Annotated in this window: 17 protein-coding genes; 12 read left to right on the top strand and 5 right to left on the bottom strand. The window is 67.0% G+C overall.

Annotated features, from left to right (window positions below; genetic code table 11):
- Nucleotides 1-68 precede the first annotated feature (68 nt).
- From DWF00_RS17480 to DWF00_RS17470, 3 genes are all read left to right on the top strand, one after another.
- Nucleotides 69-1,697 carry a fumarate hydratase gene (locus DWF00_RS17480; RefSeq protein WP_114828999.1) on the top strand — a complete coding sequence of 543 codons (1,629 nt, stop codon included), beginning with the start codon at nt 69-71 and terminating at the stop codon, nt 1,695-1,697.
- Nucleotides 1,694-2,020 (top strand): hypothetical protein, encoded by a 327-nt coding sequence (locus tag DWF00_RS17475; protein ID WP_114828998.1) that lies wholly within the window; start codon nt 1,694-1,696, stop codon nt 2,018-2,020. The genes DWF00_RS17480 and DWF00_RS17475 overlap by 4 nt, the downstream gene beginning before the upstream one ends.
- Nucleotides 2,021-2,170: 150 nt before the next feature.
- Nucleotides 2,171-2,827 (top strand): MBL fold metallo-hydrolase, encoded by a 657-nt coding sequence (locus DWF00_RS17470; protein ID WP_114828997.1) that lies wholly within the window; start codon nt 2,171-2,173, stop codon nt 2,825-2,827.
- Between the two features lie 290 nt (nt 2,828-3,117).
- Here DWF00_RS17470 and DWF00_RS17465 read toward each other — a convergent pair whose 3' ends face one another.
- Nucleotides 3,118-3,633, bottom strand: a complete 516-nt coding sequence (locus tag DWF00_RS17465; protein ID WP_114828996.1) for a DUF1993 domain-containing protein — start codon at nt 3,631-3,633, stop codon at nt 3,118-3,120.
- Between the two features lie 95 nt (nt 3,634-3,728).
- Nucleotides 3,729-4,298, bottom strand: coding sequence for an elongation factor P (efp, locus tag DWF00_RS17460; protein ID WP_114828995.1), 570 nt, complete (start codon nt 4,296-4,298; stop codon nt 3,729-3,731).
- Nucleotides 4,299-4,450: 152 nt separating this feature from the next.
- On the opposite strand from efp, the gene DWF00_RS17455 reads away from it, so the two are divergent.
- From DWF00_RS17455 to DWF00_RS17420, 8 genes are all read left to right on the top strand, one after another.
- Nucleotides 4,451-4,687: a BrnT family toxin gene (locus DWF00_RS17455; protein ID WP_245974030.1), complete on the top strand. Its 237-nt coding sequence runs from the start codon at nt 4,451-4,453 to the stop codon at nt 4,685-4,687.
- A 17-nt stretch (nt 4,688-4,704) separates the two neighbouring features.
- Nucleotides 4,705-4,995, top strand: a complete 291-nt coding sequence (locus DWF00_RS17450; RefSeq protein ID WP_114828994.1) for a BrnA antitoxin family protein — start codon at nt 4,705-4,707, stop codon at nt 4,993-4,995.
- Nucleotides 4,996-5,006: 11 nt separating this feature from the next.
- Nucleotides 5,007-6,068: an EF-P lysine aminoacylase EpmA gene (gene epmA / locus DWF00_RS17445; protein ID WP_114828993.1), complete on the top strand. Its 1,062-nt coding sequence runs from the start codon at nt 5,007-5,009 to the stop codon at nt 6,066-6,068.
- Complete coding sequence (locus tag DWF00_RS17440) at nt 6,065-7,114, top strand: lysine-2,3-aminomutase-like protein (RefSeq protein WP_114828992.1); 1,050 nt, start codon at nt 6,065-6,067, stop codon at nt 7,112-7,114. The genes epmA and DWF00_RS17440 overlap by 4 nt, the downstream gene beginning before the upstream one ends.
- A gap of 34 nt (nt 7,115-7,148) precedes the next feature.
- Entirely contained in the window at nt 7,149-7,793 is a 645-nt protein-coding gene (locus DWF00_RS17435; RefSeq protein ID WP_114828991.1) for a DsbA family oxidoreductase, read from the top strand.
- 229 nt (nt 7,794-8,022) lie between these two features.
- Nucleotides 8,023-8,733, top strand: coding sequence for an orotidine-5'-phosphate decarboxylase (gene pyrF, locus DWF00_RS17430; protein ID WP_114828990.1), 711 nt, complete (start codon nt 8,023-8,025; stop codon nt 8,731-8,733).
- Nucleotides 8,734-8,828: 95 nt separating this feature from the next.
- Nucleotides 8,829-9,116, top strand: coding sequence for a DUF1330 domain-containing protein (locus DWF00_RS17425; RefSeq protein WP_114828989.1), 288 nt, complete (start codon nt 8,829-8,831; stop codon nt 9,114-9,116).
- Between the two features lie 3 nt (nt 9,117-9,119).
- Nucleotides 9,120-9,428: a DUF1330 domain-containing protein gene (locus DWF00_RS17420; RefSeq protein ID WP_114828988.1), complete on the top strand. Its 309-nt coding sequence runs from the start codon at nt 9,120-9,122 to the stop codon at nt 9,426-9,428.
- A 200-nt stretch (nt 9,429-9,628) separates the two neighbouring features.
- Here the strand turns inward: DWF00_RS17420 and DWF00_RS17415 are convergent, their stop codons facing one another.
- From DWF00_RS17415 to DWF00_RS17405, 3 genes are read right to left on the bottom strand one after another with little or no spacing between them, the layout of a single operon-like run.
- The gene (locus tag DWF00_RS17415; protein WP_114828987.1) at nt 9,629-12,796 is read right to left on the bottom strand and encodes an efflux RND transporter permease subunit; all 3,168 of its coding nucleotides are present in this window, start codon (nt 12,794-12,796) and stop codon (nt 9,629-9,631) included.
- On the bottom strand, nt 12,793-14,019 hold the full coding sequence (locus DWF00_RS17410; protein WP_181832606.1) for an efflux RND transporter periplasmic adaptor subunit: 1,227 nt from the start codon (nt 14,017-14,019) through the stop codon (nt 12,793-12,795). The genes DWF00_RS17415 and DWF00_RS17410 overlap by 4 nt, the downstream gene beginning before the upstream one ends.
- Nucleotides 14,020-14,049: 30 nt before the next feature.
- Nucleotides 14,050-14,553 (bottom strand): MarR family winged helix-turn-helix transcriptional regulator, encoded by a 504-nt coding sequence (locus tag DWF00_RS17405; protein ID WP_114828985.1) that lies wholly within the window; start codon nt 14,551-14,553, stop codon nt 14,050-14,052.
- A gap of 135 nt (nt 14,554-14,688) precedes the next feature.
- On the opposite strand from DWF00_RS17405, the gene DWF00_RS17400 reads away from it, so the two are divergent.
- Entirely contained in the window at nt 14,689-15,795 is a 1,107-nt protein-coding gene (locus tag DWF00_RS17400) for an anhydro-N-acetylmuramic acid kinase (RefSeq protein WP_114828984.1), read from the top strand.

Below are 15,795 nucleotides of genomic sequence, written 5' to 3'. Positions count from 1 at the left end.
CCGGGCGAAATCCGGCGCTGCGCTGCAGCGATCAGGCGCCGGCCAGTCCAGTCTCGGAGCCGTGTTCCATGGCCTATCAGCATGTCGATCTCTTCCCCCTCGGCGAGGACAAGACGCCCTATCGAAAGCTCGGCAGCGAGGGCGTCTCGGTCGAGACGATCGGCGGGCGCGAGATCCTGACCGTCACGCGCGAGGCGATCCGCCGGCTCAGCGAGCAGGCCTTCATCGACATCAACCACCTGCTGCGCCCCGGCCATCTCGCCCAGCTCTCCAAGATTCTCGACGATCCCGAGGCGACCTCGAACGACAAGTTCGTCGCCTACGACCTGCTCAAGAACGCCAATATCGCCGCCGGCGGCGTGTTGCCCATGTGCCAGGACACCGGCACCGCGATCATCATGGGCAAGCGCGGCCGCAAGGTCTGGACCGATGGCGACGACGAGGCGGCGCTCGGCGAGGGCGTCGCCGATGCCTATTTCAAGCGCAACCTGCGCTATTCCCAGGTCGCGGCCCTCTCGATGTTCGAGGAGAAGAACACCGCGACCAACCTGCCGGCGCAGATCGACATCTACGCCGAGGGCCAAGGTCCCAACGATTCCGCGTATAAGTTCCTGTTCGTCGCCAAGGGCGGCGGCTCGGCCAACAAGACCTTCCTGTTCCAGGCGACGCCCTCGCTCCTGACCAAGGACCGTATGATGGCGTTCCTGAAGGAGAAGATCCTGACGCTCGGCACCGCGGCCTGCCCGCCCTACCACCTCGCCATCGTCATCGGCGGCACCTCGGCCGAGCAGAACCTCAAGACGGTCAAGCTGGCATCGACGAAGTACCTCGACGAACTGCCGACTCAAGGGTCCCCCTCCGGCCACGCCTTCCGCGACCTGGAGATGGAGGAGGAGGTCCACAAGCTGACGCAGGCGCTCGGCGTCGGCGCGCAATTCGGCGGCAAGTATTTCTGCCATGACGTCCGCGTCATCCGCCTGCCGCGCCACGGCGCCTCGCTGCCGATCGGGCTTGGCGTCTCCTGCTCGGCCGACCGCCAGGCCAAGGGCAAGATCACCAGGGACGGCATCTACCTCGAGGCGCTCGAGACCAACCCGGCCAAGTACCTGCCCGAGGTCGAGGACGTCTCGCTCGGCGGCGATGTGGTCAAGGTCGACCTGAACCGGCCGATGAGCGAGATTCTCGCCACATTGAGCCAATATCCGGTGAAGACCCGGCTCTCGCTGACCGGGACGATCATCGTCGCGCGCGACTCGGCCCATGCCAAGATCCGCGAGCGGCTGGAGGACGGCCAGGGCATGCCGGATTATCTCAAGAACCACCCGGTCTATTATGCCGGCCCGGCCAAGACGCCCGATGGCATGGCCTCGGGCTCCTTCGGCCCGACCACGGCCGGCCGGATGGATTCCTTCGTCGACCAGTTCCAGTCCTTCGGTGGCTCGATGGTGATGCTGGCCAAGGGCAACCGCTCCGCGGCGGTGCGCGAGGCCTGCGCCCGCCATGGCGGCTTCTATCTCGGCTCGATCGGCGGCCCGGCCGCGCGCCTGGCGCAGGACTGCATCCGCAAGGTCGAGGTCCTGGAGTACCCGGAGCTCGGCATGGAGGCGGTCTGGCGCATCGAGGTCGAGGATTTCCCGGCCTTCATCGTCATCGACGACAAGGGCAACGACTTCTTCAAGGAACTGAACCTCGGATGATGCGCCCCGCTGCCGCTCTCGTTCTCACCCTGCTCTCGGCCGGCGCAGCGTTCGCGCAAGCACGGCCCGCGACCTGCTCGCGCGACCTCTTCCAGAACGAGGCGGCGATGCGCCTGCGCCAGACCAAGATGCAGCAGGTCGCCACGGCCGACCAGGCGACACAATGCAAGGCCTGGCGCGACCACGTCGCCTTCCTGCAAAGCTCGCGGGCCGTCTTCGCGAGCTGCCAGAGCGGCGCCGAGCGCGCGCAAAACGTCGCGCAGATGGACGAGTCGCTCGCCGATTATAGGGTGCTGCTCGCCGATCGCTGCAAGGCTCGCTGAGATTGGACGACACGCTCCCCGTCATTGCGAGCGCAGCGAAGCAATCCAGGGGTCTCGCTCTACGCCCCCCTGGATTGCTTCGCTGCGCTCGCAATGACGGCAAGGTCGCGGCCAGACGCCGCCGGTAATACGCTCTGAAAGGCTCGCACGATGTCCGAACAGGTTGCCGCCCCGCTCAACGTCGCCATCGTGCCGGTGACGCCGTTCCAGCAGAACTGCTCGATCGTCTGGTGCACGCTGACCATGGAGGCGGCGGTGGTCGATCCCGGCGGCGATGCCGACCGCATCCAGGGCGCGCTCAAGGAACTCGGCGTCAAGCCGGTCGCGATTTGGCTGACCCATGGCCATCTCGACCATGCCGGCGCCGCGACCGAGCTTTCGGAGGTGCTGGCGCTGCCGATCGTCGGCCCGCACGAGGGCGACAAGTTCCTGCTCGACGACCTGCCGACGCAAGGCCTGCGCTTCGACATCCACGGCATGCGCGCGGTGACGCCGACGCGCTGGCTCACCGAGGGCGAGACGGTGCAACTTGGGCAGTCGAACTTCTCGGTGCAGCACGTGCCTGGCCATACGCCCGGCCATGTCACCTTCTTCAACAAGGAGGCGCAGTTCCTGCTGGCCGGCGACACCGTCTTCGCCGGCTCTGTCGGCCGGACCGACTTCCCCTATGGCGACCACGACACGCTGATCGCGGGCATCAAGGAGAAGCTGCTGCCGCTCGGCGACGAGGTGCAGTTCCTGCCCGGCCACGGCCCGGCCAGCACGCTCGGCGAGGAGCGTCGGAGCAACCAGTTCCTGCAGGATTGAACCCGCGTCCAGCAGGCGCGGGGAACCCTCTCCTTACAGGAGAGGGGTTCTCCGGCGGGCTTCCCTACCTGGAAAAGGCAGGCCCGGCTTTCCAACGAAAAACCCGGCGATGCGATGCATCACCGGGTCCCTGAAAAGCCAACGGCCATGTCCAAAACGGGCGCGCGTACATCCGGCGTCACACGTTCGAAATCATGGCCGTCTCAACGAGATGGAGAACAGTGGAACGCCCTCGACATCGTCGTGAACCCTAAATGGGGTTACCTCGGCGGATTACAAGAGCTGCCGCATCACGCTTCGAACACGTCGCCCAGAAAATCCATCTTGCCGACCTGGATGCCGTTCTCGCGCAGGATCGCGTAGGCGGTCGCGGCGTGGAAGTAGAAGTTCGGCAGCGCGAAGCGGGTGAGGTAGACCTCGCCCTTCATCACCGCCTCACCCTTGCCGCGCGGGAAGGTGACGTCCTTCGCCAGGCCGGCATCGAGCGCGGCCTTGTCGATGCCCTCGGCGAAGGCGAGCGTCCAGGCGATGCGGGCCTTCAACTCGGCGAAGGTCTTTTCCTCGTCGGGCTTGCGCGGGTTCTCCGCGCCGCTGACGCGGGCCGCCGAGTTCTTGACGAAGTCGCAGGCGAGCTGGATCTGTCGGCTGAAGGGCAGCATGTCCGGCGCCAGCCGCGAGCCCAGCAGCACCTCGGGAGCGATCTTACGGGCCTCGGCCTGCTCGACGGCCTTGTCGAGGATGGCGTCGAGTGCGGTGAGCGTCTGGATGAAGCCGGGGAAGGCGGCAGCGTAAGCTGAAAGCGGCATGGCGGAACGTCCTATCGAAACGACAACGGGCCCGGAAAGGGCCCGCTATGGATCGCTATAGAGCATCGCCTTCTCTTCAGGCGTGCGAAATCAGATCAATCTTTCGCGCGCTCGACATAGGCGCCGTCGGCCGTCATCACCACGATGCGGGTGCCGGGGCCGATATGCGGCGGCACGGCGGTGCGCACGCCGTTGGTCAGGATCGCCGGCTTGTAGGACGAGGAGGCGGTCTGGCCCTTGGTCACCGGCTCGGTCTCGGCGACTTCGCAGGTCACGCGCTGCGGCAGCTCGATCGCGACGGCCTTCTCCTCGAACACCGAGAGCGTGACCTTCATGCCTTCCTGGAGATAGGGCGACATGTCGCCGACCACGTCGCCATCGACGTTGATCTGGTCGAAGGTCTCCGGGTTCATGAAGACGTACTGCTCGCCGTCCTGGTAGAGATAGGTGTAGTCGCGGTCCTCGACATAGGCGCGCTCGACCTGCTCGGTCGTCTTGTAGCGCTGGGTCATCTTCACGCCGTCGGAGATGCGGCGCATGTCGATCTGCGTCGTCGGCGTGCCCTTGCCGGGAAAGAAGCTTTCGGCCGAGATGACGGAGCAGAGATGCCCGTCGAGATCGAGGACGTTGCCCTTGCGGACGGAGCTGGCGATGACCTTGACCACGGTACGACTTCCTTGCTGGGGCGCGGCCCTGGCGCGCGCTATGCGAATTTCGTTGCCGCGCAAGTACCGCATCGGGGCTCGAAACGGAAGCCGTCCGACGGATTCGGTACGCTGGCGGCTTGACTTCGTCGTCGTGTAGATACAATTAAATCGTGGAGATCACTTTCGATCCGGCGAAAAGCGAGCGCAATGAGCGGGAGCGTGGTCTGCCGTTCGATCGCGCCTACGATTTCGATTTCGATTCCGCGGTTATCAAGGAAGACCTGCGCTTCGCTTATCCGGAGAGACGATTTATCGCGACCGGCTTCGTCGAACTCCGTCTGCACGTGTTGTGTTATACACCCCACGCCAGACGGGATCCGCGTCATCAGCTTTCGCAAAGCAAATGACAGGGAGATCAGACAACATGTCGAAAAAGCCCCGTGAGCCGCTGACCGATGCCGAAGGCGAGGTCCGGGAACTGACGGCCAAGGATTTCGCCGAGATGCGGCCTGCGTCCGAGTTCCTCTCGCCGGAGTTTTTGGAGGCCATGCGCCGCCATCGCGGCGAGCGCGGCGCGCAGAAGGCGCCGACCAAGAAGCTCGTCAGCATCAGACTCGATCAGGACGTGATCGAGCGCGTCAAGCAGGACGGCGCCGGCTGGCAGACGCGGATCAACGATATTCTCCGCGACGCCTTGTTCAAGCGGACGGGCTGACGACACCTTTGATGACGCAAGCATCACCCTTCTGGCGGCCGGACATCCACGCCGACCGCCGCCCCGCCTTGCTGGCACGCGGGCGCATCAAGGCGGCGCTCAGGCGCTGGTTCGAGGCGCGCGACTTCACCGAGGTCGAGGCGGCGATCCTGCAGGTCTCGCCCGGCAACGAGACCCATCTACACGGCTTCGGTACCACGCTGATCGACGATGCCGGCGCGGGCCATGACTATTACCTGCACACCTCGCCGGAATTCGCTGCCAAGAAGCTGCTGGCCGCCGGTGAGCGGCGTATCTTCGATTTCGCCCGCGTCTTCCGCAACCGCGAGCGCACCGCGCTGCACCACCCCGAGTTCACGATGCTGGAATGGTATCGGACGGGGGAGGGCTATGAGGTGTTGATGGCGGATAGCACCGCCTTGCTGGCTGAGGCCGCGCGGGCCGCTGGCGCGACCACGCTGCAATGGCGCGGCGTCTCAGTCGATCCCTTCGCCGAACCCGAGCGCCTAACCCTTCACGACGCCTTCGCGCGCCATGCCGGCATCGACCTGCTGGCGACTGTGGCGGCGGATGGCGCGACCGACCGCGCTGCGTTCGCGGCCGCGGCGACAAGAGTCGGCATCCGCCTCGCGGCCGACGACACCTGGTCGGACATCTTCAGCCGTATCCTCTCCGAAAAGATCGAGCCGCATCTCGGCCGCGGCCGCGCCACCATCCTGTGCGAATACCCGATCTCGGAGGCGGCCCTGGCGCGGCCGAAGCCGGGCGATCCGCGCGTGGCCGAGCGCTTCGAGCTCTATGCCTGCGGCGTCGAGCTCGCCAATGCCTTCGGCGAATTGACTGATGCGGCTGAGCAGCGCCGGCGCTTCGAGGCGGATATGGACGAGAAGGCGCGCATCTATGGCGAGCGCTACCCGATCGACGAGGATTTCCTCGCCGCGCTCGGGCAAATGCCGCAGGCGTCGGGCATCGCGCTCGGCTTCGACCGGCTGGTGATGCTCTGCACCGGCGCGCGCCGGATCGAGGACGTGCTCTGGACGCCGGTCGCGGAACCGGGCAACAGGCAGCGATGAACGCTGTTACACCCCTGCGCAGCATCGCGGCGCTCGTCGAGCGCGGGCTCGTCGCGCCCGAAAAGCGCGAGGCGCTGGAAGCGGTCGCCGCGCGCTACGCCGTCTCGGTGACGCCGGCGCTCGCCGCACTGATCGACCCGACCGACGCGGCCGACCCGATCGCGCGCCAGTTCATCCCCGATCCATCGGAACTGGAGACTCAGGCCGAGGAACTGGCCGATCCGATTGGCGACGAGGCCCATTCGCCGGTCGAGGGCATCGTGCATCGCTACCCCGACCGCGCGCTGCTGAAGCTGGTGCATGCCTGCCCGGTCTATTGCCGCTTCTGCTTCCGGCGAGAGATGGTCGGGCCGGGCGGCGCCTCGCTCTCGGGCGAGAAGTTTGAGGCCGCGCTCGCCTACCTCGCCTCCCGGCCGGAGATCTGGGAGGTGATCATGACCGGCGGCGACCCGTTCATCCTCTCCGCCCGCCGCGTCCGCGAGGTCGCCAGGCGCCTCGCCGCGATCCCGCACATCAAGGTCACGCGCTGGCACACCCGCGTGCCGATGGTCGATCCCGCCCGCGTCACGGCCGACTACGCCCGCGCGCTGCGCATCCAGGGCAAGGCGAGCTACATCGCGATCCACGCCAACCATCCGCGCGAGTTCACGCCGGAGGCCTGCGCCGCAATCGCCCGCCTCGCTGATGCCGGTCATGTCCTGCTCAGCCAGAGCGTGCTGCTGCGCGGCGTCAATGCCGATGTCGCGACGTTGGGAGCGCTGATGCGCGCTTTCGTCGAGAACCGGGTCAAGCCCTATTACCTTCATCATCCCGACCTCGCGCCGGGCACCGCGCAGTTCCGGCTTTCGCTGGAGGAGGGGCAGGCCCTCGTCAAAAGCTTGCGCGGAAACCTTTCCGGCCTGTGCCAGCCGACCTATATCCTCGACATCCCCGGTGGCGCCGGCAAGATCCCGGTCGGCCCCTCATTCCTCTCCAGCTGCGAGACGCCTGGAGAGCAAACCGTCGAAGACCGTTTCGGCACGCGGCACCTTTACCCGCCGGCCTGAGCGTTTCGGACGCAAGCATCGCGAAGGAGCGATCATGCAAGAGAAAATGCCCATCGCGATCGTCTCGGACGTCGTCTGCCCCTGGTGCTTCATCGGCAAGGCGAGGCTGGAGGCGGCTCTGGCCACTCACGGCCTGACCGACCGCGTCGCCATCACCTGGCTGCCCTACGAGCTGAATCCGGAGATGCCCGAAGAGGGCATGGACCGCACCACCTATCTCAACGCCAAGTTCGGCCCCGGCAAGCGCAAGGAGATCGAGACGCGCCTGTCGGAAGCCGCGCTCGAAAGCGGCGTCACCTTCAACTGGTCCAAGGTCACGAGGAGCGTCAACACGCGCATGGCCCACATGCTGATCGCCGCCGCCTCGACCGTGCAGCGCGGCAGCGAGATGACGGCTGCCCTGTTCAAGGCCTATTTCCAGGATGGCCGCGATATCGGCGATATCGAGACGCTGGTCGCGATCGCGGTCGAGCTCGGCTTCGAGGAGACCGCCGCGCGCGACGAGCTCACCAATGACGAGCTGCGCGAGAGCATCATCGGGCTCGAGGCCCACGCCCAGAAGGTCGGCGTCACCGGCGTGCCCTTCTTCATCATCGACGGCAAGCTCGCGGTCTCCGGTGCGCAGACGCCGGACGTCTGGGCGCAGGTCTTCCAGCAGGTGCTGCAAGGCGCGGAGTAGCGGTCCTTTCCTTCTCCCCCTGCGGGAGAAGGTGCCCCGAAGGGGCGGATGAGGGGTCGCACTGCCCTTTCCAAGGGGCGTGTATGCCATCCGCCGATAGTTCGAAGCGTGGCGCGACCCCTCATCCGTCTCCGCTTCGCGGAGCCACCTTCTCCCGCAGGGGGAGAAGGGAAAAGTTGCGCTCGCCTCAGAATCGTGGCCCTACGCTCGCGAGCAGAGGAGGCGGCCGATGACCCACGCGAAGATCAACGACATCCGCGACCGCCTCATCGTTGCCCTCGACGTGCCGACGGTCTGGGACGCCTACCGCATCGTCTCGGACCTTGGCGATGGCGCCACCTTCTACAAGATCGGCTATCGCCTCGCCTTCGCCGGTGGGCTCGACCTCGCCCGCCAGCTGGTCACCGAGGGCAAGCAGGTCTTCCTTGACCTCAAGCTCCACGATATCGGCAACACCGTCACCGAGGGCGTCGAATCGCTGACCAAGCTCGGCGTCACCTTCCTCACCGTGCACGCCTATCCGCAGACCATGCGCGGCGCGGTCGAAGGGCGGGGCGACGCCAAGCTCAAGCTGCTCGCCGTCACCGCGCTGACCTCCTATGACGACACCGACCTGCGCGACGCCGGCTACAGCCTTGCGGTGCGCGACCTCGTGCGCCTGCGCGCCGAGCAGGCCCGCACCACCGGCATCGACGGCATCGTCTGCTCCGCCGCTGAGACCGAGATCGTCCGCGACGTCATCGGCCCGGACATGCTCATCGTCACGCCGGGCATCCGGCCGTCCGGCAGCGCCGCCGGCGACCAGAAGCGTACGCTGACGCCCGGCGAGGCGATCCGCGCCGGCGCCGACCATCTCGTCGTCGGGCGTCCCGTCATTCGCGCCGCCGACCCGCGCGCCGCGGCGGCCGCGATCATGGACGAGATCGCCGCCGCGTCATGAAAAAGCGGAGCATGGCGCCGCCCGAAAACCGGGTCCCCCTTTTCGGCGCCGTACTCTAAGCTCGCGGCTTCTGTCCCCAAGAACGGATGCCGAAAATGCCCAAGGGTTATGTCGTGGCGCGCGCCAAGGTCACCAACGCGTCGCTGTGGGCGGCCTATGCCGCCAAGGCCTCGGAAGCGATCAAGCAGTATGGCGGCACGCCGCTGGCGCGCGGCGGCCTGATGACGGTGGCGGAAGGCGAGGGCCGCGCCCGCAACGTCATCATCGAGTTCGCGAGCTTCGAGGCGGCCAAGGCCTATGCCCTCTCGCAGGAATACGCCGCCGCCCGCAAGGAGCGCGAGGGCGCGGGAGAGATCGACATCATCATCGTCGAAGGGGTCTGAGCCATGGCGAAGGGCTACTGGATCGCCCGCGTCGATGTCGAGAACGACGCCGAATATGCCAAGTACCGTGCGCTGAACGCCATCGCCTTCGCCAAGTACGGCGCCAAATTCCTGGTCCGCGGCGGCGAGTACAAACTCGCCCGCGGCGAGGGCCGCAAGCACAACGTCGTCATCGAGTTCAAGGACGAGGCGACGGCGCGCGCCTGCTACGAGTCGCCTGAGTATCAGGAGGCGGTGAAGCACCTGGCCCAGGTCGGCCAGGTCGACCTCGTGATCATCGGCGGCTACGACGGCGCACAGCCGGGCGATTGAGTTGGTTGCGACACTTCGAGGACGAACCGCGGGGAACCCTCTCCTGTAAGGAGAGGGCAGGGTGAGGTGTAGGCCAGAACTCGTCTGGCCTCGACTTGCCCGCCGCAACCTTGCCGCTTCTCTGGTCCAACGGCCTACACCTCACCCAACCCTCTCCTTACAGGAGAGGGCTCCCGCGCTCTTATTGAGAACGTCGAGGATCACTCCGCCGCCAGCGGCAGTTCGTGCTGGTGGCCCTTGTCGTCGTCATTCGCCGCCGGGGGCTTGCGCTTGAACAGCTTGCCCAGCCCGAGCAGCGCCTGCGACAGCCGCTCCATGTAGAGGTAGAGCACCGGGGTGATGAACAGGGTCAGCACCTGGGAGATCACCAGGCCGCCGACCACCGCGATGCCGAGCGGCTGGCGCAGCTCGGCGCTGGCGCCGGCGCCGATCGCGATCGGCAAGGTGCCCATCATCGCCGCCAGCGTCGTCATCAGGATCGGCCTGAACCGCATCAGGCAGGCCTCGTGGATCGCCTCCTCCGGCGGCTTGCCGTCGCGCTGCAATACCAGCGCGACGTCGATCATCATGATCGCGTTCTTCTTGACGATGCCGATCAGCATGAGCAGGCCGATGATCGCGATCACCGAGAGGTCGAGCCCGAACAGCCGGATCGCGCCGAGCGCGCCCATCGCCGCCGCCGGCAGGCCGGTCAGGATGGTCAGCGGGTGGATGAAGCTCTCGTAGAGGATGCCGAGCACGATGTAGATCGTCACGATCGCGCCCAGGATCAGCAGGCCCTGGTTGGCGAGCGAATCCTGGAAGGTCTTGGCGGTGCCGGCCAGCGTGGTCGAGAGCGTCGCCGGCAGCTTGATCTCCTGCTTCAGTTCGTTGATCCGCGTGACGCTGTCGCCGAGCGCGACGCCCGCCGGCAGGTTGTAGGAGATCGTCACGGCCGGGAGCTGGCCGAGCTGGTTGACGGTGAGCTGGCCGGCGGTGCGCTCGACATGGGCGACGGAGCTGAGCGGGATCAGCGTGCCGTTGCCGGAGCGGACGCGCATGCTGTCGAGCTTGTCGGCCGACCAGTTGAGGTTCGGGTCGAACTCGACGATCACGGCGTAGTTGTCGCCGGTCTTGTAGATGGTCGAGACCTGCCTGGCGCCGAAGCCGGAATAGAGCGTCGAGCGCAGCACGTCGGCGGAGATGCCGAGCTGGTTGGCCTTGTCGCGGTCGATCACCAGGGTGGCTTCGAGCGCGTTGTTCTGCAGGTCGGTGGTGACGTCGACGAAATGCGCGCGGTCTTGCGACATCGCGTCGGCGAGCCTGGTCGCCCAGTCGTTCATCAGCCCCTGGTCGAGGCCCTGGACGACGAGCTGGTACTGGCTCTTCGAGGAGCGCGCGCCGATGTTCAGGTTCTGCACCGGCGTCATGTAGGTGTTGATGCCGGGGATCTGGGCGAGCTCGCGCCGCAGATCGGCGAGCATCGGCTGCAGCGCCGGCCGCTGGTCGCGCGGCTTCAGCTCGACGAAGAGCCGCCCGGCGTTGAGGCCGCCGGCGCTGACGTTCGAGTTGCCGGTCGACGAGGCGACATGCGCGACATAGGGTGACTTGCTGAACGTGTCGGCGACCTGCTTCTGCAGGACCTGCATGGCCGGGAAGGAGATGTCCTGGCGCGCCTCGGTCGAGACCTGGAGCTGGCCGATATCCTCCTGCGGAAAGAAGCCCTTCGGCGTGGTGTTCAGCATCCAGATGGTGCCGCCCACCGTCGCGAAGAAGACGAGGAGGATGACCGGCTGGAAGCGCAGGCAGAGCTTCAGCCCGGCATCGTACCAGTCGACCAGCTTGTCGAAGCCGCGCTCGAGCCAGCCGTTGATGCCGGTCTCGGGCTTGCCGTGATGGTGGACATCGGCCGAGCTCAGCAGGCGCGAGCACAGCATCGGCGTCAGCGTCAGCGAGACGAAGGCCGAAGCCAGGATCGCGACCACGACGACGACGGCGAACTCGTTGAAGATGCGCCCGATCACGCCGCCCATCAGCAGCACCGGGATGAACACCGCGACCAGCGAGATCGAGATCGACAGGATGGTGAAGCCGATCTCACCCGAGCCCTTCACGGCGGCGTCGAAGGCCGAGAGCCCGTCCTCCTCCATGTGGCGGACGATGTTCTCCAGCATGACGATGGCGTCGTCGACGACGAGGCCGACCGAGAGCGTCAGGCCGAGCAGCGAGATGTTGTCGATCGAGAAACCGAACAGGTACATCGCGCCGAGCGTCGCCATGATCGAGATCGGCACCGCGACGGCCGGGATCAGCGTCGCCGCGAGCCGGCGCAGGAAGACGAAGATCACCATGACGACGAGGATGATGGTGAGCCCGAGCGTGAACTGGACGTCCTCGACCGCGGCGCGGATCGAGGTCGAGCGGTCGTTCAGGCGCTGGATCGTCGCCGCGGCGGGCAATTGCTCCTGGAAGCTCGGCAGCATCGACTTGACCCGGTCGACCACGTCGACCGTGTTGGCGTCGGGCTGGCGCTGCACGGCGAGCACGATCGCCGGCGTGCCGTCATAGGTGCTGGCGGTCTGGTTGTTCTCGACGGAGTCGATCACCTTGGTGACGTCGCCGAGCCGGACCGGCTTGCCGTTGCGGGTGGCGATGATGACCTTGGCGAACTGCGCGGCGTCGAAGAGCTGGGTGCGCGCCTGGATGGTGAGCTGCTGCGCGGTGTTCTGGACGGTGCCGACCGGGGCGTTGTCGTTGGCGGCGGTGATCGCGGCCTGGAGCTCGTCGACGCCGATGCCGCGCGCGGCCAGCGCGGTCGGGTCGATCTGGATGCGCACGGCATATTTCTGGCTGCCGAAGATCTGCACCTGCGCCACGCCGTCGACGGTCGAGAGCGCCGGCGAGATCACCTGCTGGGCGAAGGCGTCGAGCTGCGGCAGCGGCACGACGTTGCTGGCGAGCGCGAGCAGGATGATCGGCGCGTCGGCCGGGTTGACCTTGCGGTAGCTCGGCGGGTTGGTCATCTCGTCCGGGAGCTGCTTCTGCGCCCGGGTGATGGCGGCCTGCACGTCGGCTGCGGCGGCGTCGATGTTGCGGGTGAGCACGAACTGGATCGCGATCGAGGTCGAGCCCTGCGAGTTCGTGGTCGAGATCGAGTCGATGCCGGCGATCGTGGCGAACTGCTTGATCAGCGGCGTCGCCACCGAGGTCGCCATCGTGTCGGGCGAGGCGCCGGGCAGCTGCGCGGAGACGTTGACCACCGGGAACTCCGCCCGCGGCAGCGCCGCGACCGGCAGGAACTTGTAGGCGAAGAGGCCGCCCAGGATCAGGGTCATCGACATCAGGATGGTCGCGACCGGGTGGCGGATGCAGAAGCCGGAGACGTTCATGAGCGGTCTCCAGTCGCCTGGGTCTCGTTCGCGGCGGCGGGCGAGGCGGTCGGCCCAGGCTTGGTGCCGCTCGCATTGGTGTCGGTCACCCTGACGCCTTCCTTGAGCTTGACCTGCCCGTCGGTGACGACCCGGTCGTCCGGATTGATGCCGGCGCTGATCGCGGTGCGCTGGCCATCGGTCAGCGCGACCGTGACCTGCTTCAGTGAGACGCGGCTGTCGTCGCCGACGACATAGACGTAGGGGCCCTTCTGGCCGGCCTGCACGGCGACGGTCGGCACGATCGTGACGCCCTTCAGCGTGCCGGCCTCGAGATCGATGTCGACATACTGGCCGGGCCAGAGCGAGAGGTCGTCATTGGCGAAGGCGGCCTTGGCGGCGATCGTGCCCGAGGCCTGGTCGACGCTGGAATCGACGAAGTTCAGGGTGCCGACCGGCGGTGGGCTTTTCGCGCCCGGCACCAGCGCCTTGACCTTCGGCGCCTCGCCCTTGGCGAGCGAATCCTTCAGGTTGTCGAGCTCGCTCTCCGGCATGGTGAAGGTGACACGGATCGGCTTGATCTGGGTGATGGTGACGAGCCCGGTGACGGTCGTGCTGTTGGCGCCGACGAGATTGCCCGGCGTCACCTGGATGGCGCCGATGCGCCCGTCGATCGGCGCGGTGATCTTGGTGTAGCCCAGCTTGATCTTGTCGGCCTCGAGCGTCGCCTGGTCGCCGAGCACGGTCGCGGCCGCCGATTTCTCGTCGGCGATCGCCTGGTCGACCTGCTGCTGCGTGCCGGCATCCTTCGCCAGCAATTGCTTGTAGCGGGTCAGGTCGGCCACGGTGCGCAGATGGGTTGCCGTGTCGCGGGCGATCATCGCCTCGTCCTTGGCGATCTGCGCCTTGGTGTCGCGGTCGTCGAGGGTGAAGAGCAAGTCGCCCGCCTTGACGAACTGGCCGTCGGTGACGTGCTGGTCCATGATCTGGCTGTCGATGCGCGAGCGCACGACGACGCTGGCCGGGGTCTCGACGAAGCCGATCGCGCGCTTGCGCACCGCGAAATCGCCCTTCTCGGCCACCGCGGTCACCACCGCGACCGGCGGCCCGTCTGCGCCTCCGCCTCGCCCGCGCCTGCCCGCGCCTTCGCTGGCCGCGCCCGCGGCACCCGGCGCCTTGGCCTGGTGCTGCGACAGGTACCACCAGCCGGAGGCGATGCCGGCGGCGGCGAGAAGCGAGACCATAAGAAACTTCGATCGCTGCATAGATGGATCTCAGGCGGTTGGGAGGGCGTCGTGAAGGACGGGTGGACGCGCGGGCCCGGCGAAATCCTCGCGCGGGTCCGTTGCTGCCAGGTGAACGCGCTCGCGGATGCCGGTGAGCACCGAGAGCGCCGCGGCAATCGCCGCCTCATGCTCCTCAGGGACCACTTCGTCGGCTATATCCTGCCGCAAAGCGTCGAGCCCGTCCACGAAGCTGCGGCCGGCTTGGGTGATGTGCAGGCGGTAGGCCCGGCGATCCTTCGGGTCGGGGCGGCGCTCGACGAAGGCCTGCGCCTCCAGCTTGTCGATCAGGCGGCCGAGCGAGATCGGCTGCATCTCCATCGCGTCGGCGAGCCCGACCTGCGTCTGCCCGTCGCCGCGGCGCAGCCGCGCCAGCACGCTCCATTGCGCCCGTGTCGTGCCATGGCGCCTGGCCTGCTGGTCGATATGAGTGCGCAGCAGCCGGGCCGTGTCGACCAGCTGGAAGACCAATTCCCGCTTCAAGGGGCGATTCACGCGAGCTCCTATCTGATAAGCATGCTTATTATATACATACATCTCAGGCGAAATTGCGGCAGTGCAGCAAAGCGCCGCAGCTTGCCGAACGCGGCTAACTGGCGCAGGAGCAAAACGGGGAATGGGGAGAATAATATGTCGGATCTGACCAAGCCGGTCCTGACCGCAATCGGGGTGATCAGCGGCACCTCGATGGACGGCATCGACGTCTCCGTCGTCGAGAGCGACGGCCGCGAGGAGCTGCGCTTCGGCCCCGGCGCCTCCTACCCCTATCCGGCCCAGACCCGCAGCGACCTCCAGGCCCTGATCGCCGAGCCCGAGCGCGCACTCGACGATCCCTTGGCCGAGCTCGAAGTCGCGGTGACCGGCGCCCATCTCGACGCCGTCAGGCGCTTCATCGCCGAGCAGGGGCTCGACCCCAAGGAGATCGACCTGGTCGGCCTGCACGGCCAGACGGTCTATCACCGGCCCGACCTGCGCTTCACCCGCCAGCTCATCGATGGGCCCGCCGTCGCCAGGGCCTTGGGAATCCCGACCATCGACCGCTTCCGCCATGCCGACATCGCCGCCGGCGGCGAGGGCGCGCCGCTGGCGCCGCTCTATCATCGCGCCCTGGCGCATGGGCTGGAGCAGCCGCTGATGGTGCTCAACCTCGGCGGCGTCGGCAACATCACCTATATCGACGGCGAAACCGTGATCGCCTTCGACACCGGCCCGGCCAGCGCCATCCTCGACGACTTCATGCTGCGCCGGCTGGGCAAGCCCTTCGATGCCGACGGCGCGCTGGCGGCGAGCGGGCGCGTCCATGAGGAGCTCGTCTCGGCCTTCATGGCCAATCCGTTCTTTGATCGCCCCGCACCGAAATCGCTCGACCGCAACGATTTCCACCGCCGAGCCAAGGTGGTCGAGGCATTGTCGGATGCCGATGGCGCCGCGACGCTCGCCGCCTTCACGGTCGAGAGCGTGGTCGCGGCCTTGCGCCATGTGCCGAAACAGCCGAAGCGCTGGCTCGTCACCGGCGGCGGCCGGCTCAACCAGCATTTCATGACACGATTCCGTGAGCGGCTCGGCGTGCCCGTCGAAACAGTCGAATCGGCCGGCTGGGCCGGCGACGTCATCGAGGCGCAGACTTTTGGCTATCTCGCCATCCGCTCGCTCAAGGGCCTGCCGCTCAGCCTGCCCGGCACGACCGGCGTGCCCGCACCTTTGTCCGGCGGGCGGCTCAACCTGCCGAAGGATTGA

It is taken from the genome of Allobosea caraganae (assembly GCF_003351345.1).
Classification (GTDB): domain Bacteria; phylum Pseudomonadota; class Alphaproteobacteria; order Rhizobiales; family Beijerinckiaceae; genus Allobosea; species Allobosea caraganae.
Note: the sequence above shows the minus strand (reverse complement) of the source record. Positions and strands in the feature narration are given on the sequence as shown.

Excerpts from the sequence above, each read along its gene's own strand:
- DWF00_RS17435 (WP_114828991.1), top strand. The coding sequence starts at position 7,149 with ATGCAAGAGAAAATGCCCATCGCGATCGTCTCGGACGTCGTCTGCCCC.
- DWF00_RS17400 (WP_114828984.1), top strand. The coding sequence starts at position 14,689 with ATGTCGGATCTGACCAAGCCGGTCCTGACCGCAATCGGGGTGATCAGC.
- DWF00_RS17450 (WP_114828994.1), top strand. The coding sequence starts at position 4,705 with ATGTCGAAAAAGCCCCGTGAGCCGCTGACCGATGCCGAAGGCGAGGTC.
- DWF00_RS17475 (WP_114828998.1), top strand. The coding sequence starts at position 1,694 with ATGATGCGCCCCGCTGCCGCTCTCGTTCTCACCCTGCTCTCGGCCGGC.
- DWF00_RS17420 (WP_114828988.1), top strand. The coding sequence starts at position 9,120 with ATGGCGAAGGGCTACTGGATCGCCCGCGTCGATGTCGAGAACGACGCC.
- DWF00_RS17470 (WP_114828997.1), top strand. The coding sequence starts at position 2,171 with ATGTCCGAACAGGTTGCCGCCCCGCTCAACGTCGCCATCGTGCCGGTG.
- epmA (WP_114828993.1), top strand. The coding sequence starts at position 5,007 with ATGACGCAAGCATCACCCTTCTGGCGGCCGGACATCCACGCCGACCGC.
- DWF00_RS17415 (WP_114828987.1), bottom strand. The coding sequence starts at position 12,796 with ATGAACGTCTCCGGCTTCTGCATCCGCCACCCGGTCGCGACCATCCTG.
- DWF00_RS17465 (WP_114828996.1), bottom strand. The coding sequence starts at position 3,633 with ATGCCGCTTTCAGCTTACGCTGCCGCCTTCCCCGGCTTCATCCAGACG.
- DWF00_RS17440 (WP_114828992.1), top strand. The coding sequence starts at position 6,065 with ATGAACGCTGTTACACCCCTGCGCAGCATCGCGGCGCTCGTCGAGCGC.
- pyrF (WP_114828990.1), top strand. The coding sequence starts at position 8,023 with ATGACCCACGCGAAGATCAACGACATCCGCGACCGCCTCATCGTTGCC.
- DWF00_RS17425 (WP_114828989.1), top strand. The coding sequence starts at position 8,829 with ATGCCCAAGGGTTATGTCGTGGCGCGCGCCAAGGTCACCAACGCGTCG.
- DWF00_RS17480 (WP_114828999.1), top strand. The coding sequence starts at position 69 with ATGGCCTATCAGCATGTCGATCTCTTCCCCCTCGGCGAGGACAAGACG.
- DWF00_RS17410 (WP_181832606.1), bottom strand. The coding sequence starts at position 14,019 with ATGGTCTCGCTTCTCGCCGCCGCCGGCATCGCCTCCGGCTGGTGGTAC.